A 21,174-nucleotide genomic window follows, 5' to 3' on the forward strand; every position below is an offset into this window, starting at 1 on the left:
GGCAAGGTGGGAGGTTGCGTCATGTCATCGGTCGATGCGGCGCGGGACGGGGACGGTCGGCGCAAGCGTTCCGACGCGCGCCGGAACGCGCAGACCTTGCTCGACGCGGCCGCGACCGTCTTCGCGCGCAGCGGCGTCCACGCTCCGGTGCGGGATATCGCGGCCGAGGCGGGGGTCGGCATGGGGACGGTGTACCGGCATTTCCCCACCCGCCCCGATCTGGTGGTCGCCGTCTTCCGGCATCAGGTCGACGCGCTCGCCGAGCCTCCCGAAGCTGCCGCGAACCCCGACGAGGCCCTGCGGTCCTGGGTGGCCCGGTTCACCGACTTCCTCGTCACCAAGCACGGTCTGGCCGAGGCGTTGCACTCCGACCAGGCCGGATTCGAAAGCCTGCACGCCGAATTCGTGGAGCGCCTGGTGCCCGTCCTCGACCGGCTGCTGCGCGCGGGCGTCGACGCGGGCCGCATCCGCGCGGACGTCCGAGCCTTGGACCTGATGGTCGCGATCGGCAACCTGTGTATCGGTGCCGACACCTTCCCCGACTACCGCGCTCGGCACATGGTCGGCGTGCTTCTCGACGGCCTCAGCTCACCGTAGTCGCCAGTATTGGGCGCGGTCGGCGAGATTCCACCAGGAGACGAAGTCCGAATCCTCGGCCACCAGTTCCCAGCGCCGCGCGAGTCCGTCGAAGAAGGCGTCGTCGGCGGTCTTGCCGCCCTTGGGTTCTCCGATGTAGACGAGGGTATGGCCGCCGGTCGATTCGAACTCGGCGAGGGCGAGGGAGGCCATCGGATTGCCCCAGCCCGGGGGCCAGCACAGGAACAGGACGTCGTCCGGGCCGGTGCGGCCGAGTCGGTCGAGGCCGTCGACCGGGTACCAGACGTCCGGCTGGTCCGGGGTGGCTCGGAACGAGAGGTTCTCAACGCGGTCCGGAGGCTCGGCATCGAACGCCGCGACCGCCACCCCCGCCGCGGCCAACTGCGCGGCCCAATACCCTCGCCCGGCACCCAATTCGACGACCCGGCGCCCTCGACAGAGACCCGCGATCCAGCCGATGGTCTCCGGCGCAGGGATGGCATACGCGTACGCCCCTTGCAGAACGGTCTGCGCAAACCCAAGTCGCGCACTACCTTTCGCGCACCCCCCGTCGACAACCCGCCGCTCACCTCGGTCGGAAACCGAACCCTCCACAATCTCCCAGTACGGGTTCGCACTCACCCCCCGACCACCGGTCATATAGTGCACCAACCGAAGGTCGAACGCCCCGTCCGCCCGATCGTCCCCCGTCCCCGGGAGCACCGACGCCGTATCCAAATACTGTGCGACCGTAGGGAATTCACCCCGAAGCCGATCCTGGTCATCGAGCAGTACGGCCAGTTCCTCGCGCCGCTCCGCCGTCAGTATCAACTCAGCCATGCCCCGATTCTCGATGACGCGGGCGGTCTCGTCAGCCCGTTCCGCGCACCCGATCCAGTGCTTCCGCAATGGCTTGCCGCAAGGTGTCGTGCTCGGGGCCGAGGGTGTACCGCGGGTCGGTCCAGTCCGCGCGTGGACGAAGCCATACAGGCAGAGAGCGCAATTCCGTTGGCTCCCAATCGTATCTGGGCCAGATGTGCGCGTGGAGGAAGTGATCGGCATTACCCAGGATCTCGAGGTTCACCCGCCGGAAGGCAGGATCCAGTCCCGCGCAGGCGTTTTCCACGGCCGCGCCGAGGTCGTCCATATCGTTCAGGTAGGCGAGTCGCCTGGCCTTGGGGAGGTCGGAGAGGCGTTGAACGGCGGGGTCGTCGGCGAGCAGAACGCAGTAGCCGGGGAGGAATTGCACGTCTCCCATCACGGCGAAGCCCGCGGTCAGTCTGCGGAGGACGGTCGGGTTCTCGCCGCGCAGGGCGCTGCCGATTCGGTCGGCACGGAAGTCGCTGGGCATATCGGTCCGTTCAGGCGGTGAGACGAAATGCGCTGGGACTGTGGCCCTTCCAGCGTTTGAATGCCGCGCTGAAGCCGAAGGGGTCCGCGTAGCCTACCGCTCGTGCGATCTGGGCGATGGTCATGTCCGTGTCGAGGAGTAGTGCCGTCGCCTCCTCCATGCGGAGTTCGGTGAGGTAGGTCAGTGGGGGTTGGTTCATCAGGGCGGTGAAGCGTTTGGCGAACAGGGCGCGGGAGACTCCGGCGTGGGCGGCCAGGGAGGCGACTGTCCAGGGGGAGGAGGGGTGGGCGTGGATGGCCTTGAGGGCCGGGCCTACTACGGGATCGGTGAGGGTTCGGATCCAGTCGGGGGCTTCGGGGCCCGCGAACCAGGTGCGGAGGGTGCAGACCAGGGCCCAGTCGAGGAGGCGGTCCATGAGGGCTTGGGAGCCGGGGGTGCGGGTGGTGGCGTCGGTGGCGGTGGATTCGAGCCAGTCGCAGATCTCGGGGTCGTCGGTGACGGTCAGGATCGGGGGGAGGGCGCGCAGGAGGCGGTCGGGGCGGTGGCCGGAGGTGCGGTAGGCGGCGACGATCAGGGCCGTGGTGTCCTCGGGGGCGGCGCCCCAGTGGATGCCGTCGAGGTGGCGGGCCGTGCAGTCGGGATCGTCCACGAAGCAGGAGATCTCGTACGCCTCGTGCGGGCCGGTCAGGGAGGCGGGGCTGTCGGCGAGGTGGAAGGGGGAGGGGCCGCGGACCACGGCCGTATCGCCTTGGCGGACAACGTGTTCGGTGCCATCGGCGAGGATCAGGGTGCCGCCGCCGTGCAGGACCGTCACCATGGTGAGGGGTGCGCGGTCGGCGAAGCGGAGGGTCCAGGGGGCGCGCAGCACGGCGTGGCTGGCCACCGAACCCTCGGCGCGCAGGCCGTTCAACAGGGAGCTCAAGGGATCCACCACGTCCAGCGTAGACGAACTCCTATGCATCGGAGCTTTCCTCCCATGGATCGTCCACGCGCGGCTCGCTGTACTGGACGCATGGAGAACAACGGAACCGCGCTCGTCGTACTCGCCCATCACCGGTCGGACTCGCTGACCGCGCACATCGCCCGCCGCACGGTCGCCCGGCTGGAGGCCGAGGGCTATCGCGTCGACCTGCTCGATCTGCATCGGGAGGGCTTCGATCCGCGTATGACCATCGAGGACCAACCCGATTGGGGGAACCGGGAGAAGGTCTATTCCGCCGAGGCGCGGGAGCACATGGCCCGGCTGCTCGCCGCGGATCGGGTGGTCGCGGTGTTCCCGGTGTACTGGATGAGCGTGCCCGCGGTACTGAAAGGCTGGATCGACCGGGTGTGGAACTACGGGTTCGCCTACGGGCGCAGCAAGCCTCGGCTCGCCGGGAAGCGGATCCTCTGGCTGGGCCTGGCGGGAGCCACCGCCGCGGACGCCGTCGTCGAGCCCATGCGGCAGGTGCTGGAGAACCAGTTGAACGACGGCATCGCCTACTACTGCGGTTTCGAGCGGTCCACCGTGGGTCTGCTGCCCGACGCGGAGGAACGGACGCAGACCCTCGCCGCCGACGGCACCCTCGTGGTGGGCGACGCCGTGGCCGGGGCGGAGCGCGACGCGCACTACGCCGAATTCGACCGGCGCGCAGCGGAAATCGTCGACGAGTTCCTCGCCGCGCCGCTCCCCGCCCGAGCGTGATGGTCCCTCAGCCTCGCCGCGCCGCTCCCCGCCCGAGCGTGATCGCCCATCAGCCTCGCCGCGCCGCTCCCCGCCCGAGCGTGACCGGGCGTCAACCTCGCCGCGCCTCCCGATTGGCGTGCTTGCGGGCGGCGAAGTCGTACGCCTCGGCGACGAGCGCCAGGGCCGAATCCAGCGTCGCCGCACTGGGATTCACCACCGCCACCCAGTTCTGCCCGGCGTACACCGGGTGCGGCATCAGCACATCCCGGGCGGCGTAGTCGAAACCCGTGTCGTAGACGCCGTTTTCGTCCCGGTGACCGGGGGCGGGGCCGAACAACGCGACGTACCGGTCGCGGGGCAATCCCAGATTGAGCCGGTACGAGCCGTCGCCCAGCGCGGAGACGGCGTCGTAGTTGTCCCCGGTCACCAGGGTCGCGAACGGCATCTGCAAGTTCGGGGGCAGGTCGCCGTCCGGGTCGAAGATGAAGAAGGTGTCCCCGAGATGTTCGGCCACCCGGAGGCCCGCGTAGCTCGTGGTGATGTGTCGCTTCATCTCGTCGGCGTTCATACCGTCCCTTCCTTGTCGAAAACCTCCCTTCAATCGTCTCATTGAAGTGCACATTGGAACTTTCACAGCGGAAAGCGCGAATCATCGGGAGGAACCCTCAAATACCGGACGAAACCGTTTCAAGAGCAATCTGACGGAAATATTCGGCAACGAATCGGCAATGCCGCTGTGGTGGGATGGGCCATCCGACGACCTGGTGCTCCGGGAGGCGCTCGATGTTCGAATCCTGTTACACCCCTGCCGATGTCGCGTATCTGCTGCGGTGCCGCTACGGGTTGCCGATCGAATTCGTGGCCGCCCGCCCGGCGGTGATCTGCGGCCCCGGCATCGGGGCGGTGACCATGCCCACCGATCTCGGCGACCGCGTACTGGGCCTGCTCGACGGACGATCACCGGTGGTCGCCAACCCGCGCGAGACGGCGTGGACGTTCCTCGTCGCGCCGGGGCCGCCGGATCGGACGTCGCCGCGGACACCACGAAACCCGGCCGTGATCGTGCACGCCCCCGGTTACCGCGTGCTCATGCCGATGTCCGATCACGGCTTCGGGTGGCGCTGGGCGTGTGAGCCGATCGCCGGGCCGCCGCGGTTGCCGTCGTGTGGGCGGGTGCTCGACCTCGTGGCGGAGGCGACGGCGGGTGTGCTGGTGGGTGCGGGTCAGGCCGGGGTCAGGCCCGAGAAGTCCCGCAGCACAACGTGATTGCGGTCGTGGCAGCCGCCGAGCGCGTGATCGGGATGCAGGCCGAAGTACTGCCGCCGGGTGCGGGTGCTCCACCGGCGTGCGGCGTCGGTACGGGTCTTGTAGAAGTTCACCATGTAGCCGCCCTCGTACAGGCGCAGCAGCATGTAGCCGCCCGGGTACTCCTTGGCGGCGGCCACCTCGAGGAATTCCACCTCGATACCGTCGTCGGGCCGCCCCAGCCGATTGCGGTGGGTGTGCCCGCAGTGGTGCAGGAACACCCCGGGCGCGTCGCGGTAGGCGGCTTGCAGACGCATGGCCGTCACCCGGTCCAGCACGAAACCGGGACCGCCCGGATTGCTCACGGCCGCTGAGGAAGTCACCGGATGATGGCCGAACACCAGCGTCGGGCGATCCGGATCCCCGGCCAGCACCTCGCGCAGATGGTCCAGCTGCGGGGCGACGATCGTGCCGCCGGAACCGCGCAGGCGGGTGGTGTCCAGCCCGATCAGGCGCAGCCCGCCCATGGTGTGCTCGGTCAGGCGCTGGCGGCGGTGGAACACCGCGCCCCAGTGGTCGTCCGGTTGCGGCGCGTCGTGATTGCCGCGGCAGACGAAGTAGTCGCGACCGAGCGCGCCCCAACCGTCCAGGTGTCGCCGCACCGTCGCGCACTGGTCGACTGTGCCGGTGTCGGTGAGATCGCCCGCGACGATCAGGTTGTCCGCGCCGCGATCGGGCAGCCGCAGATCCGACAGCAGCGAGTCGAGCATGAGCTCGGGATGGTCGGCGCCGTCGTGCCGCAGACCCGTCGGCAGCCCGGCCATGAGCAGCCCGCTCGACCGCTCGCCGACATGCAGATCGTTGGCCAGGGCCAGGGTGCGCAGCAGCCGCCCCGGCGGCGGCGTGAGCGTGGTGAAAACGCCTGTGCTCTCCGGTGATCCGGCCCGCCGCGTCACCAGGGTCCGCGAGGACACCGCGCGCTGCCCGGCCGAATACGCCTCGAACCGATACGACCGCCCGGGTTCGAGCCCGTCGATCTCCGCGTAATGGAACGGCGTGGGCCGGGTGTCGTGGAAGCACTGTCGTGCCGGTCCGATGGCGTCCGCGGGCGCGATGCGGACCTCGGTGTCGGTGGGCACCGGCCGCAGCCGCCCCGCGCGGTCGCGCTCGCGGGTGGTCCAGGTCAGGATCACCGAGCGATCCGTCACCGTCACCACCTCGAGGTCCATGGCGATCATCGAATGATGCCGCGCCCCAACGGTTTCGACGCGATGTACCAGATGCGGCCGCAGTGGTCCAGCGCCCACGGCCACCGCCGCGGTCGCCGTCGCCACATTCGCCAGCCACACGGTTCGCAGCCGCGCGTTCAGCATGAAGACCTCCGCCCAGGTTCGTCCCCTCGACGGTAGGGCCGCGGATTGAACGCGGGATTCCCTGCGCGTGACGGCTCGGCCCCGCGCGCTGAATAGTGAGAAACCCGCAGGTGAGCGGCAGTTGTCGCGACCACGGGAATCGTCCTGGCCCGCTACGGGTTCGCACGGGCATGGTTCCTCTCGGCGTATCGCTGTGGCCCCGCGCGGGCGTGGAAAACGACGTGACCGATGTGATCGAGCAGGCGCGCGCGGCCCGCGCGGCCGGGCTGCGGTCGGTGTGGTTCGGTCAGCGTTTCGATCTCGACTCGCTCGTCCTGGCCGGAGTCGTCGGCGGGGCCGTCCCCGATATCGGCGTCGGGACGTCGATCGTGCCGATCAACCCGCGCCATCCGATCGTGGTCGCCAACCAGGCCCAGACGGTGCAGGCCGCCACCGGTGGCCGCTTCCGGCTCGGGCTCGGATTGGGCGCTCCCGCAACGGAATCGGCCGCCTTCGGCATCGACGAGGACAAGCCGGTGCTGCGGCTGCGGGAGTATCTGACCGTGCTGCGCGAGCTGATCGAGCACGGCGGCGCCGATTTCGCGGGCGAACGGCTGCGCGCCCACTCGCCGATGCCGACCACCGTGCACGGCGGCCAGGACATTCCCTTGCTGGTCGCGGCGATGGGACCGCGGGCGCTGCGCGTCACCGGCGAACTCGCCGACGGCGTGCTGCCGCTGCTGGCCGGACCGCGCACGCTGGGTTCGCACATCGTGCCCCACCTCGAGCGGGCTCGGCCCGCGCGCCCGCTCCAGATCGTCGCCGGTGTCGTGGCCGTGGTGACGGACCGGCCCGAGGAGGTCCGCGCGCACGCCACCGAGGTGATGGCCTTCTACGAGCGCGTGCCGTCCTACCGCGCCGTGCTCGACCGCGAGGGCGTCGAGCGTGCCGCCGACGTGGCGCTGATCGGTGACGAGGAGCATGTGGCGCGGGGCCTGCGCGCGTATGTGGACGCGGGCGCGACCGAATTGCTCGTGGCGCAAACGGATTTGGGCGGCCCGGCCGATCAGGCGCGCACCTGGCGGCTGCTCGGCGAACTGGCGGGGCGATCCTGGTCCGGGCAAACAGTGCATACCTCACGGAGTGAGGAATCCGACAATCCGCGATGAACTGGGCCGGACGCCGCCGCGCCCGCGCGCTGCCTTGACATCGCCGGTGAACCCGGAGAACCCTGGAGATAGTTAGGCTCGGTAATTTAATTGTCGCGGGTGGAAGTACTCGTGTTTCTCGGAGTCGGCCCTCGCGAGTCGGGACAACCGGGAGGTCGGGATGAACGAGGAATTGCTGGCCGCACTCGATCGGCGGGTCGCCGATCTGGTGGCTCGGGACGAGCAGGTCCGCGCGGCGCAACCCGTGGAGACCGTGGGTGAGGCGGTCCAAGCGCCGGACCTGAGCGTCGCGCGGGTCATCGACACGATCATGACGGCCTACGCGGACCGGCCCGCCCTGGGTGAGCGCGCGGTCGAGTTCGTGGCCGACGAGACGGGCCGTCGCCACGGGCGGCTGCTGCCACGCTTCGACACCCTCACCTATCGCGAGCTGTGGGATCGGGTCGGCGCGCTCGCGGCCGCGTGGCACCACGATGCCGAGAAGCCTACGCGGGCAGGCGATTTCGTCGCCATTCTCGGCTTCACGAGCGTCGGCTACACGATCGTCGATCTCGCCTGCACCTACCTCGGCGCGGTCGCGGTCCCGTTGCAGGCGGGGGCGTCGCTCGCGCAACTGGGCCCGATCGTGGCCGAGACGCGACCGCGGGTGCTCGCCGTGGACGTCGAACAACTCGATGTCGCCGTCGAATTGGCGTCGACGGTCCACACCGTGCTCGTCTTCGGCTACCACGACCAGGACGACGACCACCGCGCCGCGCTCGAAACCGCCCGTAATCGCCTCGCGGACAAGGATATTCGCGTGGAGACCCTGGACGCGGCCCTGCGCCGCGGGCGGGAGCTGCCGCGTGCCCCGCTGCGCGCCGAGCCGGACGGCGACGAGCTGGCCCTGCTCATCTACACCTCCGGCAGCACCGGAACCCCCAAGGGCGCAATGTATCCCGCGTCGATGCTCGCCCGCTTCTGGCGCGCCACCGACGGCCGTCGCGACCGGACCGGCTTCCGCCTCGACGGCCGTGTCCCGATGCCGACCATCGGCCTGATGTACATGCCGATGAGCCATGTCGCCGGGCGCATCGGTCTGGTCAACGCCCTGTCCCGGGGCGGGACGATGTATTTCGCGGCGCGCAGCGATATGTCGACGCTGTTCGACGACATCGCGCTGGTGCGACCCACCGTGCAGTTCTTCGTGCCGCGCGTATGCGACATGGTCTTCCAGCGCTTCCAGAGCGAGGTCGAGCAGCGGCTGGCCGCCGGAGGCGAGCGCGCGACGATCGAGGACGAGGTGAAAACCGAACTGCGCGAACACTTCCTGGGCGGTCGCCTGCTCGCGGCCCTGTCCGGCAGCGCGCCGCTGTCGAAGGAGATGCACGCGTTCATGGAATCGGTGCTGGGCCTGCACCTCGGCGACGGGTACGGCGCGACCGAGACCGGCGGCGGCATCGTGGTCGACACCGTCGTGCAACGTCCGCCGGTGCTGGACTACAAGCTCGTCGACGTCCCCGAACTGGGCTATTTCACCACCGACCAGCCGTATCCGCGGGGCGAGCTGCTGGTCCGCGCGGAGACGCTGATCCCTGGGTACTACCGGCGTCCGGAACTGAACGAGCAGATCTTCGACGCCGAGGGCTTCTACCGTACCGGCGACGTGATGGCGGAAATCGGCCCGGACCGACTGGTGTACGTGGACCGGCGCAACAACGTGCTCAAACTGTCCCAGGGCGAATTCGTGGCGGTGTCGAAGCTGGAGGCGCTGTTCACGGCGAGCCCGCTGATCCGGCAGATCTATGTCTACGGGTCGAGCGAGCGCGCGTATCTGCTCGCCGTGATCGTCCCGACCGCCGAGGCCGTCGCCGCGCATCCCGACGTGGACGGGTTGAAGGCCGTCATCGCGACATCCCTCCAGCAGGTCGCCAAGGACGCCGAGCTGAACTCCTACGAGATCCCGCGCGAATTCCTGCTCGAGACCGAACCGTTCAGCATGGCCAACGGGCTGCTGTCCGGAATCGGAAAGTTGTTGCGGCCCAAGCTGAAAGCGCGGTACGGCGACCGGCTCGAGCGGCTCTACGCCGAGCTGGCCGCAGAACAGGCGGACGAGCTGACCGCGTTGCGCCGGGAGGCTCGCGAGCTGCCGACGCCGGAGGTCGTGGCCCGCGCCGCCCGTGCCGTGCTGAGCCTGCCCGGGGGTGAGCTGCGGCCCGACGCGCGCTTCGCCGATCTGGGCGGGGACTCGCTGTCGGCGCTGAGCCTGTCCAACCTGCTCGGCGAGATCTTCGAGGTCGATGTGCCGGTCGGGGTCATCGTCAGCGCGGCCACCGATCTGCGGAAGTTGGCGGAACACATCGACGCCGAACGCGCGTCGGGCGGCTCGCGGCCGACCGTGGCGTCGGTCCACCCCGACCCCGCCCGGCCGCGCGCCGCCGATCTCACCCTGGACAAATTCCTCGACCCCGCCACCCTCGCCGCCGTGCCCACCCTGCCGCGCGCGCCCGAACAGCCGCGCACCGTGCTGCTCACCGGAGCCAACGGCTACCTGGGCCGGTTCCTGTGCCTGGAATGGCTTCAGCGCCTGCATGATTCGGGCGGCAGGCTGATCTGCGTCGTGCGCGGCGGCGACGCGGCGGCGGCCCGCGCGCGGCTCGACGACGCCTTCGACACCGGCGATCCGGAGCTGTCGCGGCGGTATCGCGAACTGGCGGAGGGCACCCTCGAGGTGCTGGCGGGAGATATCGGCGAGCCGAATCTCGGTGTGGGGGAGCGGGATTGGCGACGGCTCGCCGAGACCGTCGACTCGATCGTGCATCCGGCCGCGCTGGTCAATCACGTCCTGCCCTACGCCCAGCTGTTCGGGCCGAATGTGGTGGGCACCGCGGAGATCATCCGGCTCGCGCTGACCCACACCGTCAAACCCGTCACGTATCTGTCGACCGTCGGTGTGGCCGACCAGATTTCGCCCGACGCGTTCACCGAGGACGGTGACATCCGGGAGATCAGCGCGGTGCGCGCGGTCGGCGACGGATACGCCAACGGGTACGGCAACAGTAAGTGGGCCGGTGAGGTGTTGCTGCGGGAGGCGCACGAGCTGTGCGGGCTGCCGGTGGCGGTGTTCCGGTCGGACATGATCCTCGCGCACAGCCGGTACGCGGGTCAGCTCAATGTGCCCGACATGTTCACCCGGCTGCTGCTGAGCGTGCTCGCCACCGGCATCGCGCCGACGTCGTTCTATCGGCTCGACGCCGACGGGAACCGGCAACGGGCCCACTACGACGGTCTGCCCGCCGATTTCACCGCGGAATCGATCGCCACGCTCGGCGCGCGGGCCGATTCCGGCTACGAGACCTACGACGTGCTCAACCCGCACGATGACGGGCTCGGATTGGACGAATTCGTGGACTGGCTCATCGAGGCGGGCCATCCCATCGAACGCCTCGACGACTACGCCGACTGGCTGTCCCGCTTCGAGATCGCGCTGCGCGCCCTGCCCGAGCGGCAGCGACAGCATTCGGTGCTGCCGCTGCTGCACGCCTATCGGCGGCCCGCGCCGCCGATCCGGGGCGCGCTGCTCCCGGCGAAGAAGTTCCAGGCCGCCGTCCAGGCGGCCGAACTCGGCGCGGATCGCGACATCCCGCACCTCGACCGGGCGCTGATCGAGAAGTACGCGACCGATCTGAGGCTACGGAACCTCCTGTGACGCAGGCCGATCCGCGGGTCGCTCAGCGGCCCGCGGAAACCGTTGCGAGCGAAGCGGTCCGGTCGCGGTACTCCCGCCGCCAGCGGGCGAAGCCGAGCAGTACCAGAACGAAGAACAACCCGTACACCGCGCCCGACACGTACAGCCCGGACTTGAACGCGAGCGGTACCCCGGCCAGATCGACCAGCATCCAGATGATCCAGAAGTCGACCAGCGCCCGGCTCTGCGCGAAGGTGGCGACCGCGCTGCCGACGAAGATGTAGGCGTTCACCCACGGCGACCAGGCGATGTGCAGCCAGCTCAGGTGCACGAACAACTCGGCCACGCCGATCGTGCCCACGACGAGCACCGCGAGGAGGAACAGTCGTTCGCGGGCGGTGGCCGGGCGCACGAGTAGATCGTGCCGGTCGCGGGTGCCGCGCGACCAGGTGAACCAGCCGTAGCAGGCCAGGACGCAGAACAGCAGCTGTTTGAGCGCGTTGCCCGGAACGTGCGCGTCGATCGAGGCGGCCAGCAGCAACAGCGCGCCCGCCAACTGCACCGGCCACGTCCACAGGGTCTTGCGCATCGCCAGCCACACCACGGCCAGCGAGGCGATATTGCCCACCAGATCGGTCCACAGGATGTGCTCGCCCGCGACCGTGAACCCCGCATTCACCTCTCGGCCAACCCGTACCGCGGCGATTGTTATTCCCGGGGCGGCGGTTCGGGGCCAAGCGAATGTTTCGATCGCTATTCCCGGGGCGGCGTTCGGGGCCAAGCGAATGTTTCGATCGTTGTTCCAGGGGTGGCGTATCCCCCGGGGTGGCGTTCGGGCCCGGCGAATGTTTCGATCACCGCATGACCGACAGCACCGAGGAGAACCGAATCGCCAGCGCCGAGCGCGAGATCGCCGCGCCCGCCGCAACGATCTTCGAACTGATCGCCGACCCCGCCCAGCAGCCGCGCTGGGACGGCAACGACAATCTCGCCGAGGCCGCGGCCGGGCAACGGGTGCGGGCCGCGGGCGAGGTGTTCCGCACGACCCTGACCGTGGGCGCGGTACGGGAGAACCACGTCGAGGAGTTCACCGAGGGCCGCCTCATCGCCTGGCGTCCCGCCGAACCCGGCGCCACCCCGCCCGGTCACCTGTGGCGCTGGGAACTCGAACCGCTCGACGAGGGCCGCACTCTGGTCCGGCACACCTACGACTGGACGCGCCTGACCGACGAGAAGCGGCTCGTCCGCGCCCGCGCCACCACCCCGGAGAAGTTGCGGGCATCGCTGGACCGGTTGGCCGAGCTGGTCGAGGGCTAGCCGAAAACTGAACGGCCGCAGGCGCTTACGGGAGGGCCAGCGCCAGGAAGAAGTCGACGCGATCCTCGAGCCGGGACAGGTCGCGGCCGGTGAGTTCCTCGATGCGGGTGACCCGGTAGCGCAGAGTGTTGACGTGGACGTGCAGGAGTTCGGCGCTGCGCGTCCACGAGCCCGACGTCTCGAGGAAGGTGCGCAGGGTGTGCACGAGGTCGGCCCCGTTGTCCCGGTCGTAGGTGGTGAGGGGGTCGAGCAGGCGCAGGCGGAACATGCGGCGGACCTCGTCGGGGACGCTGGCGAGCAGCAGCATGTGGGTGGCGAGTTCGTCGTGGCCGACGACATCGGCGGTGCGGTCGCGGGCGGCGGCCATCCGGCGGGCGTAGCGGGCCTCCTCGATCGCGCCGCGCAGGCCCTCGCCGTCGACGACCCCGCTCACCCCGATCGAGAGCGGGTGGCCGCCGAGTCCGGGTTCGAGCGTGTCGAGCGCGGCGCGGACGCGGTCGAGCACCGATCGGTCCGTGGGCACCAGCGCGATCGCCTCGCCCTCGAGAACGCCCGCGGCCGGGCTTGTGCCCCAGAGTATTTCGCGGAGCAGGGCACGTAATTCCTTGGGGCGCAATATCGTATCGGCGGCGGCAGCTACCGCCACATAGCGTTCGGCCGTGCCGAGGCCGGTGAGTTCCAGCCGGGCGAGGATGTCCGCGGGCTTGGCGTCGGCGACGATGAGGCCGATCAGTTCCTCGGCCACCCGGCCCTGCGCGCTCTGCCGATCGTCCTGGCCGGCGCGTTCGAGCGAGACCACCGCGGCGAGTTCCCCGGCCAGCGCCCGGCGCTCCTCGGGCCAGTCGGCGCAGTCGCCCTCGAAGACCAGCAACCAGTCGGCCACCCGCGAGGTGCCGTGCTCGTCGACCGCGAACAGCGAGAAGCGCCGCTCCTCGACATCGAGCACGAGCGGCAGGCGGTCGGCCGCGAGGAAGGCTGCCACGACGTTCGCGGGCGGCCGCCGGTCCGGCCCGTCGACCACGCGGCCGGTGGTGGTGAGCACCCAACAGCGAAGTCCCAGATCGCTTTCCAGCAGTCGCAGGATCGAGCCGAGGCCGGTGCCCGCGACCAGTTGCCGATGCCGATCGAGGATCGCGCTCAGGTCGGCGGCGCGCCCGGTCGACAACAGGCGGGTTAGGCGTTCGGTGACCGTCGCGAAGGCCACCCGCTCGGGCACCCGGAACAGCGGGATCCGGTGTCGGCGGCAGGCGTCGATCACATCCTCGGGCGGCGCGCCGTACCGCGCGTCGCCGGTGGCCAGCCCCGCCACCCGCGCGCGAGCCAGCGCGGCCACGAAGACCTCGGTGTCGTGCGGGGTGTCGTGCCATTGCAGACCGGTGAGCACCAGTTCCCCGCCGGACAGGTAACGGCTCGGATCGGGCAGATCCTGGGTGACGACCCAGCGCACGAACCGATCCAGTTCCCCCTCGCCGGTGACCAGCTCCAGGCCGAGGTCGGGCATGGTGAGCAGGGCATGCAGACGCATGAAATCCGACGCTAACACGCTCGTCATCGCGTTTGGAGGTACCCACAATCGGCGCGGCGGGAACGGGCCTCCGGTTCGGAGTTCCGGTCGTGGCGGCGCGACCGGGCGGCGAGTGTACTCAGGGGGACACCGAGGGAGGCCCGATGGATTTTCTGCGACCCGCCGACTGGGCGGAGGCGCTCGCGGCCAAGGCCGCGCGGCCCCGGGCCATGCCCATCCAGGGCGGCACCGACGTCATGGTCGCGGTGAACTTCGGCGCCGCCCGTCCGGACGCGCTCCTGGATCTGAACGGGTACCGGGAACTGCGCCGGATCGAGCGGAGTGCGGGGCGGGTACGGATCGGCGCGGGCGTGCCGTACGCGACGATCGTGCGCGAGTCGACCCGGGCGACTCCGGCTTTGGCGCAGGCCGCCCGCACCGTCGGCTCGCCGCAGATCCGCAATCGGGGCACGGTCGGCGGCAATCTCGGGGCGGCCTCGCCCGCGGGGGACTGTCATCCGGCATTGCTGGCGGCGCGCGCGACCATCGAGGTGGAATCCGCCGCGCGGGGGCCGCGGGACATCGCCGTGGACGACTTCTATGTGGGGGTCAAGCGGAACGCGCTCGAGCCGGACGAACTGATTCGCGCGGTCCGGCTGGACGCGGCCGCGGGACCGCAGTACTTCGCCAAGGTCGGCACCCGCAATGCGATGGTGATCGCCGTGTGCTCGTTCGCGCTCGCCCTGTATCCCGAAACCCGCACGGCCGGAACGGGAATCGGGTCGGCGGGCCCGACACCGTTACGCGCGCACGCGGCCGAGCGCTACCTGGCCGAGGCACTGCCCTGGGACGCCCCCGCGCCGCTGCCCGACGCCACGCTCCGTGAATTCGGCGCCCTGGTCGCGGCGGCGGCCCGGCCGATCGATGACGTGCGGGGCAGCGCCGACTACCGGACCCACGCCCTAGCGGTGCTGGCGCGCCGCACGCTGGGCTGGGCCTGGAACGATATCGTGACGGCGAGGAGGGCGGCGTGATGCGGGTGCGTGTGGAGGTCAACGGCTCGACCGAGACCGTCGAGCGGGTCTGGGAGGGCGAGAGCCTGCTGTACCTCTTGCGGGAACGCCTGGGTCTGCCCGGCTCGAAGAACGCCTGCGAACAAGGCGAATGCGGTTCCTGCACAGTCTATCTGGACGGCACGCCGGTCTGCTCGTGCCTGGTGGCGGCGGGGCAGGCGCACGGGCGCGCGGTGTGGACGGTCGAGGGGCTGGCCGCCGGGGAACGCCTCGATCCGGTGCAGCGCGCGTTCGTGGAAGCCGGTGCGGTGCAATGCGGTTTCTGCACGCCCGGCCTGATCGTGCAGGCCCACGATCTCATCGACCGCGTTCCGGAGCCCTCCGACGCCGAGATCCGGGAGGCGCTGGCGGGAAACCTGTGCCGCTGTACGGGTTACGAGAAGATCCTCGACGCCGTGCGGCTGGCGGCACGGCGGAAGGGCGGTCGCTGAATGAGCGCGTTCGACACGATCCTCGAAAACGCCTACATCGCACCGGTTGTCGGCGAGGAGATCGCGAACGGTCACATCGTGATCGGGAACGGACGCATCACCGCGCTCGGTCCCGGCCCCGCGCCGGAAAGCGAAGGCGCGCAACGGATCGACGCCACCGGCTGCCTCGTCACCCCCGGCCTGGTGAACACCCACCATCACCTGTACCAGTGGGCCACCCAGGGCCTGTTTCAGGACGCGACCCTGTTCGAATGGCTGACCGGGCTCTATCGGCTCTGGGCGGGCATGGACGCCGAGGTGGTGCACGACGCGGCGGGCGCGGGGCTGGCGTGGCTGGCGCTCACCGGGTGCAGCACCGCCAGCGACCACCACTACATCTTCCCCACGGGTCGCGGCGACCTGTTCGACGCCGAGGTCCGCGCGGCCGCGGCGGTGGGGCTGCGATTCCATCCGTGCCGGGGATCGATGGACCGCGGGCAGTCCGAGGGCGGGCTGCCGCCGGACGAGGTGGTCGAGCGGACCGACGACATCCTCACCGCCACAGCCGAAGTCGTCGACCGCTATCACGATCTGTCGTTCGACTCCATGCTGCGGGTGGCGGTCGCCCCGTGCTCGCCGTTCTCGGTGAGCGAGACGCTGCTGCGCGAGTCCGCGGCCCTGGCCCGCGACAAGGGGGTGCGCCTGCACACCCATCTCGCCGAGACCCTCGACGAGGACCGGTACTGCCGTACCCACATGGGATGCACGCCGGTCGAATACATGGAGAAGCTCGGCTGGCTGGGCGCGGACGTGTGGTTCGCGCACGCGATCCACCTGCGCGACTGGGAAATTCGCCGTCTCGCCGACACGGGCACCGGCATCGCGCACTGCCCGAGCTCCAACGCGCGCCTCGGCGCGGGAATCGCCCGGGTGTCCGAGCTGCTGGCCGCGGGCGTGCCGGTCGGACTGGGCGTGGACGGGGCGGCGTCGAGCGAACTGACCTCGATGGCGGGGGAGATGCGGCAGGCGGTGCTGCTCCAGCGCGCGGTGCGCGGGCCGACGGCGCTCGGCGCGCGACAGGCGTTGCGACTGGGCACGCTGGACGGCGCGCGAAACCTGGGGCGCGACACCGAGATCGGCAGCATCGAGGTCGGCAAGCTCGCCGATCTGGCCGTCTGGCGGATCGACGGATTCCGGGCCGCCGTCGCGGACCCGGTGTGCGCCTTGGTGTTCGGGCCGACCCCGCCGCTGGCCCGGCTGTTGGTCGGCGGCCGGACCGTGGTGGCCGACGGCGAATTGCGCACGGCCGCACAGGACGAACTGGCCGCCGCGGGAGTGCGCGCCCGCGCCCGGCTGTTGCGGGAGGAGGGATCCCGATGAGCATCACCCGCCTGCTCGCGCCCGGCACCGGCGGTGTCGGGGAGAGCGCGTCGCGTCCCGACGGGGCCCCGAAGGTGAAGGGGGAGTTCGCCTACGCGTCGGATCTGCGGGTGGACGGGATGCTGTGGGGCGCGACCCTGCGCAGCCCGCACCCCCGCGCCCGCATCGCGCGGATCGATACCGCGCCCGCGCTCGCCGTGCCCGGCGTGCACGCGGTGCTCACCCACGAGGATGTGCCGGGCCGCAAGGTGTACGGCCTCGATCACACCGCGGATCAGCCGGTGCTCGCCATCGGCGAGGTCCGCCATCAGGGTGAGCCGGTGGCGCTGGTGGCCGCCGACCATCCCGAGATCGCGCGCCGCGCCCTGGCGGCCATCGCCGTCGACTGGGAGGTGCTCGAGCCGATCACCGATCCCGTTGCGGTGCTGGCGGATCCGGAGAATCTGCGGGTGCAGCCGCTCGGCGGCGTCGTGCGGCATCAGCCCGTGCGGGCCGGTGACCTCGCGGTGGGCCGGGCGCTCGCCGAGGTGGTCGTGGCCGGGGACTACGAGGTCGGCATGCAGGATCAGGCGTTCCTCGGGCCGGAAGCGGGACTGGTGGTGCCCGGCGAGGACGGCGGTCTCGACTGCTATGTCGCCACCCAGTGGCTGCACAACGATCTGGCCCAGATCGCGCCGTGCCTGAATCTGCCGCCGGAGCGGATCCGGCTGACCCTCGCCGGGGTCGGCGGCGCGTTCGGCGGGCGCGAGGACTTGTCGATGCAGATCCACGCGGGCATGCTGGCGCTGCGCACCGGGCGGCCGATCAAGATGGTGTACAACCGCGCGGAGTCGTTCTTCGGGCACGTGCACCGGCATCCGGCACGGCTGCGGTACGAGTTCGGCGCCACTCGCGCCGGTCGGCTCGTCTACGCGAAGGTGACGATCGTGCTCGACGGCGGCGCGTACACCTCCGCCACCCGCAATGTCACCGGCAACGCCGCCTCGCTGGCCCTGGGCCCCTACGACGTGCCGCATGTCGAGATCGACGCCTACGGCGTGTACACCAACAATCCGCCCTGCGGCGCGATGCGCGGTTTCGGTGCGGTGCAGGCGTGCTTCGCGTACGAGTCGATGATGGACGAGCTCGCCGCCGCGGTGGGCGTGGACCCGGTGGCGGTGCGGCAGCTCAACGCGGTGACGCGGGGGTCGCGCCTGGTGACCGGACAGGTCCTGCACGCGCCGACGCCCGTGCGCGACATGCTGGGGCGGCTTCGCGCGATGCCGCTCCCGGAAACGTTGGACCACAACGATATTCGCGATCTCCCGGGCGGGGTGTCGCAGGCCACGCACGGGGAGGGGGTGATGCGCGGTGTCGGATACGGGGTGGGCATCAAGAACATCTGCTTCTCCGAGGGTTTCGACGACTACTCGACCGCGCGGGTGCGACTGGAGATCGTCGGGGGCGAACCGGCCGCGCTGGTGCACACCGCGGCGGCGGAGGTCGGGCAGGGGCTGATCACGGTCGAGGCGCAGATCGCGCGGACCGAGCTGGGAATCGAGCGGGTGGCGATCCATCCGGCGGACACCGGGGTCGGGGACGCGGGATCGTCGTCGGCGTCGCGGCAGACGTACATGACCGGTGGGGCGGTGCGGGCGGCATGCGTGGCCGTGCGGGAGCGGGTGGTCGCGCTCGCGGCCGCCCAGGGCTATCACGGGGCAGCGAATATCGTTGGCGGCAAGGTGGTTTCGCGAACGGGCGCGGTGCTCGTCGCGCTGGCCGATGTGCTCGGCGGGGCGGCCGTCGAGGAGACCCGGGAGTTCCGGCACCGGCCGACCACGCCGCTGGATCCGGTGACCGGGCAGGGCGAGAGCCATGTTCAGCTCGCGGTGTGCGTGCACCGGGCGGTGGTCGACGTCGATACCGAACTCGGATTGGTGAAGGTCGTGGCGCTGGACGCGGTGCAGGACGTCGGCCGGATCATGAACCGGCCGGCGCTCGAGGGGCAGATCCACGGCGGCGCGGTGCAGGGTCTCGGACTGGCGGTGATGGAGGAGATCCAGGTGACCGGCGGCCGGGTGCGCAATCCATCGTTCACCGACTACCTCATCCCCACCGTTCTCGACACCCCCGCCCAGCGCCTCGAGATCCTCGAAAACCCCGATCCACGAGCGCCTTACGGGCTGCGCGGCGCGGGCGAACCGCCGACGCTCTCGGCCACCCCGGCCATCGTTGCCGCCATCCGCGCCGCGTGTCGCGCCGCCGGGGGCAGCGGCGAGCTCACCCGGGTGCCGGTGCGGCCGCAGGACATCATCGCCGCGGCGGGGTGCGGACATGCGTGAGCTGGCCGAGGAGTTGACGCGCTGGCAGCGGGCGGGCACACCGTACGCGGTGGCCAGCATTGTCGGCGTCACCGGTAGCGCGCCCCGGGCCGCGGGCACGGCGATGGCCGTGAGCGCGGACGGGACGGTCGTCGGCAGCATCTCCGGCGGGTGCGTGGAGGGCGCGGTGTACGAGCTGTGCCGGGCCGCGCTGCGCACCGGGCGGACGTGCCGGGAGACGTTCGGCTACAGCGATTCCGACGCGTTCGCGGTCGGATTGACCTGCGGCGGTGTCCTCGAGGTGCTCGTGCAGCCGGTCGGGCGCGAGCAGTGGCCCGGCATCGAGGCATTCCTCGGCGCCGACGGCCCGGTCGCGCTGGTGCGGGACACGGATACCGGTGCGGCGCTGGCGGTGGGGCCGGACTGGCGGATCGGGGCGGAGTTCGCCGACGATGTGGTGGGCGTCGCGCGGGAGATGCTCGCGGCCGGGGCCAGCGGGCTGCGGATGGATTGCGGCGCAACGTATTTCGTCGAGTGCCGGGTGCCGCCGCCGCGCATGATCGTCTTCGGGGGGATCGATTTCGCCGCCGCGATCGTGCGCATCGGCAGGTTCCTCGGCTACCACGTGACCGTGTGCGACGCCCGGCCGCTGTTCGCCACGGCCGCGCGCTTTCCCGACGCGGACGAGGTGGTCGTGGACTGGCCGCACCGGTATCTCGAACGGGCCGTGGTGGATTCGCGCACGGTGATCTGTGTGCTCACCCACGACGTCAAGTTCGACGTTCCGGTGCTGGAGGTCGCGTTGCGGCTGCCGGTGGCCTATGTCGGCGCGATGGGATCCCGGCGGACGCATGCCGATCGCCTGGCCCGGCTCCGGGCCGCCGGTGTCCCGGAAACCGCTCTGGCGCAATTGCGTTCGCCTATCGGCCTCGATCTCGGCGGCCACACCCCGGAGGAGACCGCCGTGGCGGTGGCCGCGGAGATCGTCGCGGTGCGCCGGGGCGGGAGCAGGCGGCCGCTGGCGGAGACCGAGGGGTCGATCCACCGCTTCGACATCGCGGCCGTCCCGCCGCCGATGGAATGCGTCGATACGCGGACCGATATCACCGCGACGACGCCGTGGCCGCCGCCGGGAGGTGGGGCAGCAGGGCGGTGACGTGGTCCAGCTGGGTGGCGTACAACGCCGGATCGATGGCGGCGATTCGCAGCAGGATGTGCCGGGCGCCCGCGTCGATGTAGCTACGCAGTTGTGCCGCAACGCTTTCCGGGGAACCGGTGATCAGGACCTGGATACGCTCGACGGTCTCCAGGGGAAGGGCGTAGTTGGTCTCGGCGTAGTCGCGCAGTCCGGCGCGGCCGCGTTCGGGATCGTCGTCGACGTAGACCGTGGCGAAAAGCGCTGGGGTCACGGAGTTTTCGTCGCGGCCCGCCGTCGCGGCGTGTTCCCGGATGGTGGCCAGGCCGTCCCGGAAGTCGTCGACCTCGGGCGGATACGGGAGCCACCCGTCGTAGAGCCGGCCGGTGCGCCGCAAGGCGGCCGGGGTGATGCCGCCCAACCAGATCGGCGGGCCGCCGACGCGATGCGGGCGCGGGGATTCGGGCAGCCAGTTGTAGCGGAGCACGGCGCCCTCGAACGGCTCCGAATTGCCCGACCACAGCCGCCGCCACAGCCGCACGGTGTCGTCGAGGTGGGAGAAGCGGGTCTTGAATCGCACCCCGGACAGTTCGAATTCCGGTTCGCTGATGCCCGGAAAGCCGCCGCCCACACCGAGAATCAGCCGCCCCTCCGACAGGGCGTCGAGCGAGGCGATGGTCAGCGCCGCCTGCACCGGATTGCGGTAGGCGGGAATCAGCACGGCCGTGCCGAGGGTGATCCGCTCGGTCGCCGCGGCCGCCGCCGCCAGCAGGGTCAGCGGCTCCACCCGCGAGCGCAGCAGCGAATCGCCGACCCATGCCGAGGCGAAGCCGCGCCGCTCCGCGTCCACCACGCGGTCGATCAGGCCGCGCGCCGAGGCGCCGGCCGTCAGCTGGGCCTGGCCGCTGGGAAGCAGTAATCCGTATCGAATCTCGTTCACGGCGTTCAGGATTCGCCGCCCGCGGGTCGGCGACAATTCCCCGCGAGGTATGAAACCGGGATCGGCGCTGGTCGAGGCCCGTACGGTAG

The 21,174-nt window shown here is 70.6% G+C and carries 19 protein-coding genes; 11 read left to right on the plus strand and 8 right to left on the minus strand.

Going from position 1 to position 21,174, the window contains the following annotated elements:
* Positions 1-21 precede the first annotated feature (21 nt).
* A complete protein-coding gene (locus tag ACFYTQ_RS31705) occupies positions 22-597 on the plus strand; it encodes a TetR/AcrR family transcriptional regulator (RefSeq protein ID WP_387368948.1) in 576 nt (191 codons plus the stop codon).
* Here the strand turns inward: ACFYTQ_RS31705 and ACFYTQ_RS31710 are convergent.
* From ACFYTQ_RS31710 to ACFYTQ_RS31720, 3 genes are all read right to left on the minus strand, one after another.
* The gene (locus ACFYTQ_RS31710) at positions 589-1,011 is read right to left on the minus strand and encodes a hypothetical protein (RefSeq protein ID WP_387368950.1); all 423 of its coding nucleotides are present in this window, start codon (positions 1,009-1,011) and stop codon (positions 589-591) included. The two genes, ACFYTQ_RS31705 and ACFYTQ_RS31710, sit on opposite strands and share 9 nt — an antisense overlap.
* A gap of 436 nt (positions 1,012-1,447) precedes the next feature.
* Positions 1,448-1,927, minus strand: coding sequence for a diadenosine tetraphosphate hydrolase (locus ACFYTQ_RS31715; RefSeq protein WP_387368952.1), 480 nt, complete (start codon positions 1,925-1,927; stop codon positions 1,448-1,450).
* Positions 1,928-1,937: 10 nt separating this feature from the next.
* The gene (locus tag ACFYTQ_RS31720; RefSeq protein WP_387368954.1) at positions 1,938-2,858 is read right to left on the minus strand and encodes an AraC family transcriptional regulator; all 921 of its coding nucleotides are present in this window, start codon (positions 2,856-2,858) and stop codon (positions 1,938-1,940) included.
* Between the two features lie 81 nt (positions 2,859-2,939).
* On the opposite strand from ACFYTQ_RS31720, the gene ACFYTQ_RS31725 reads away from it, so the two are divergent.
* A complete protein-coding gene (locus ACFYTQ_RS31725) occupies positions 2,940-3,611 on the plus strand; it encodes an NAD(P)H oxidoreductase (RefSeq protein WP_387368956.1) in 672 nt (223 codons plus the stop codon).
* 91 nt (positions 3,612-3,702) lie between these two features.
* On the opposite strand, the gene ACFYTQ_RS31730 is transcribed toward ACFYTQ_RS31725, so the two are convergent.
* A complete protein-coding gene (locus ACFYTQ_RS31730) occupies positions 3,703-4,161 on the minus strand; it encodes a DUF6194 family protein (RefSeq protein ID WP_387368958.1) in 459 nt (152 codons plus the stop codon).
* Between the two features lie 215 nt (positions 4,162-4,376).
* Between ACFYTQ_RS31730 and ACFYTQ_RS31735 the strand changes: the two genes are divergently transcribed.
* Positions 4,377-4,859 (plus strand): hypothetical protein, encoded by a 483-nt coding sequence (locus ACFYTQ_RS31735; protein WP_387368960.1) that lies wholly within the window; start codon positions 4,377-4,379, stop codon positions 4,857-4,859.
* Here ACFYTQ_RS31735 and ACFYTQ_RS31740 read toward each other — a convergent pair.
* Positions 4,817-6,211 carry a metallophosphoesterase gene (locus ACFYTQ_RS31740; protein ID WP_387368962.1) on the minus strand — a complete coding sequence of 465 codons (1,395 nt, stop codon included), beginning with the start codon at positions 6,209-6,211 and terminating at the stop codon, positions 4,817-4,819. The two genes, ACFYTQ_RS31735 and ACFYTQ_RS31740, sit on opposite strands and share 43 nt — an antisense overlap.
* A 170-nt stretch (positions 6,212-6,381) precedes the next feature.
* Here ACFYTQ_RS31740 and ACFYTQ_RS31745 point away from each other — a divergent pair, with 170 nt between their 5' ends.
* Entirely contained in the window at positions 6,382-7,359 is a 978-nt protein-coding gene (locus ACFYTQ_RS31745; RefSeq protein WP_387368964.1) for a TIGR03564 family F420-dependent LLM class oxidoreductase, read from the plus strand.
* A gap of 160 nt (positions 7,360-7,519) precedes the next feature.
* Positions 7,520-11,047 (plus strand): carboxylic acid reductase, encoded by a 3,528-nt coding sequence (gene car, locus ACFYTQ_RS31750; protein WP_387368966.1) that lies wholly within the window; start codon positions 7,520-7,522, stop codon positions 11,045-11,047.
* 22 nt (positions 11,048-11,069) lie between these two features.
* On the opposite strand, the gene pnuC is transcribed toward car, so the two are convergent.
* Positions 11,070-11,705: a nicotinamide riboside transporter PnuC gene (gene pnuC / locus ACFYTQ_RS31755; protein WP_387368968.1), complete on the minus strand. Its 636-nt coding sequence runs from the start codon at positions 11,703-11,705 to the stop codon at positions 11,070-11,072.
* Between the two features lie 182 nt (positions 11,706-11,887).
* On the opposite strand from pnuC, the gene ACFYTQ_RS31760 reads away from it, so the two are divergent.
* A complete protein-coding gene (locus ACFYTQ_RS31760; RefSeq protein WP_387368970.1) occupies positions 11,888-12,343 on the plus strand; it encodes an SRPBCC family protein in 456 nt (151 codons plus the stop codon).
* Between the two features lie 25 nt (positions 12,344-12,368).
* Here ACFYTQ_RS31760 and ACFYTQ_RS31765 read toward each other — a convergent pair whose 3' ends face one another.
* On the minus strand, positions 12,369-13,868 hold the full coding sequence (locus ACFYTQ_RS31765; protein WP_387368972.1) for a PucR family transcriptional regulator: 1,500 nt from the start codon (positions 13,866-13,868) through the stop codon (positions 12,369-12,371).
* Positions 13,869-14,011: 143 nt separating this feature from the next.
* Here ACFYTQ_RS31765 and ACFYTQ_RS31770 point away from each other — a divergent pair, with 143 nt between their 5' ends.
* Genes ACFYTQ_RS31770 through ACFYTQ_RS31790 form a run of 5 tightly spaced genes read left to right on the plus strand, consistent with a single transcriptional unit; the run spans position 14,012 to position 20,166 of the window.
* The gene (locus ACFYTQ_RS31770) at positions 14,012-14,881 is read left to right on the plus strand and encodes an FAD binding domain-containing protein (protein ID WP_387368974.1); all 870 of its coding nucleotides are present in this window, start codon (positions 14,012-14,014) and stop codon (positions 14,879-14,881) included.
* Positions 14,881-15,351 (plus strand): (2Fe-2S)-binding protein, encoded by a 471-nt coding sequence (locus ACFYTQ_RS31775; RefSeq protein WP_387369030.1) that lies wholly within the window; start codon positions 14,881-14,883, stop codon positions 15,349-15,351. Before ACFYTQ_RS31770 ends, ACFYTQ_RS31775 begins: the two co-directional genes overlap by 1 nt.
* On the plus strand, positions 15,352-16,710 hold the full coding sequence (locus ACFYTQ_RS31780; RefSeq protein ID WP_387368976.1) for an 8-oxoguanine deaminase: 1,359 nt from the start codon (positions 15,352-15,354) through the stop codon (positions 16,708-16,710).
* Entirely contained in the window at positions 16,707-19,031 is a 2,325-nt protein-coding gene (locus ACFYTQ_RS31785) for a molybdopterin cofactor-binding domain-containing protein (RefSeq protein ID WP_387368978.1), read from the plus strand. Before ACFYTQ_RS31780 ends, ACFYTQ_RS31785 begins: the two co-directional genes overlap by 4 nt.
* On the plus strand, positions 19,024-20,166 hold the full coding sequence (locus ACFYTQ_RS31790; protein WP_387368980.1) for an XdhC family protein: 1,143 nt from the start codon (positions 19,024-19,026) through the stop codon (positions 20,164-20,166). Before ACFYTQ_RS31785 ends, ACFYTQ_RS31790 begins: the two co-directional genes overlap by 8 nt.
* Here the strand turns inward: ACFYTQ_RS31790 and ACFYTQ_RS31795 are convergent.
* A complete protein-coding gene (locus ACFYTQ_RS31795) occupies positions 20,114-21,085 on the minus strand; it encodes an LLM class flavin-dependent oxidoreductase (protein WP_387368982.1) in 972 nt (323 codons plus the stop codon). The genes ACFYTQ_RS31790 and ACFYTQ_RS31795 overlap by 53 nt on opposite strands.
* Positions 21,086-21,174 lie beyond the last annotated feature (89 nt).

The sequence above is a fragment of the Nocardia sp. NPDC004068 genome, from assembly GCF_042874315.1.
GTDB lineage: Bacteria > Actinomycetota > Actinomycetes > Mycobacteriales > Mycobacteriaceae > Nocardia.

Excerpts from the sequence above, each read along its gene's own strand:
- ACFYTQ_RS31705 (WP_387368948.1), top strand. The coding sequence starts at position 22 with ATGTCATCGGTCGATGCGGCGCGGGACGGGGACGGTCGGCGCAAGCGT.
- ACFYTQ_RS31715 (WP_387368952.1), bottom strand. The coding sequence starts at position 1,927 with ATGCCCAGCGACTTCCGTGCCGACCGAATCGGCAGCGCCCTGCGCGGC.
- ACFYTQ_RS31725 (WP_387368956.1), top strand. The coding sequence starts at position 2,940 with ATGGAGAACAACGGAACCGCGCTCGTCGTACTCGCCCATCACCGGTCG.
- ACFYTQ_RS31730 (WP_387368958.1), bottom strand. The coding sequence starts at position 4,161 with ATGAACGCCGACGAGATGAAGCGACACATCACCACGAGCTACGCGGGC.
- ACFYTQ_RS31735 (WP_387368960.1), top strand. The coding sequence starts at position 4,377 with ATGTTCGAATCCTGTTACACCCCTGCCGATGTCGCGTATCTGCTGCGG.
- ACFYTQ_RS31740 (WP_387368962.1), bottom strand. The coding sequence starts at position 6,211 with ATGCTGAACGCGCGGCTGCGAACCGTGTGGCTGGCGAATGTGGCGACG.
- ACFYTQ_RS31745 (WP_387368964.1), top strand. The coding sequence starts at position 6,382 with ATGGTTCCTCTCGGCGTATCGCTGTGGCCCCGCGCGGGCGTGGAAAAC.
- car (WP_387368966.1), top strand. The coding sequence starts at position 7,520 with ATGAACGAGGAATTGCTGGCCGCACTCGATCGGCGGGTCGCCGATCTG.
- ACFYTQ_RS31760 (WP_387368970.1), top strand. The coding sequence starts at position 11,888 with ATGACCGACAGCACCGAGGAGAACCGAATCGCCAGCGCCGAGCGCGAG.
- ACFYTQ_RS31765 (WP_387368972.1), bottom strand. The coding sequence starts at position 13,868 with ATGCGTCTGCATGCCCTGCTCACCATGCCCGACCTCGGCCTGGAGCTG.
- ACFYTQ_RS31770 (WP_387368974.1), top strand. The coding sequence starts at position 14,012 with ATGGATTTTCTGCGACCCGCCGACTGGGCGGAGGCGCTCGCGGCCAAG.
- ACFYTQ_RS31775 (WP_387369030.1), top strand. The coding sequence starts at position 14,881 with ATGCGGGTGCGTGTGGAGGTCAACGGCTCGACCGAGACCGTCGAGCGG.
- ACFYTQ_RS31780 (WP_387368976.1), top strand. The coding sequence starts at position 15,352 with ATGAGCGCGTTCGACACGATCCTCGAAAACGCCTACATCGCACCGGTT.
- ACFYTQ_RS31785 (WP_387368978.1), top strand. The coding sequence starts at position 16,707 with ATGAGCATCACCCGCCTGCTCGCGCCCGGCACCGGCGGTGTCGGGGAG.
- ACFYTQ_RS31790 (WP_387368980.1), top strand. The coding sequence starts at position 19,024 with ATGCGTGAGCTGGCCGAGGAGTTGACGCGCTGGCAGCGGGCGGGCACA.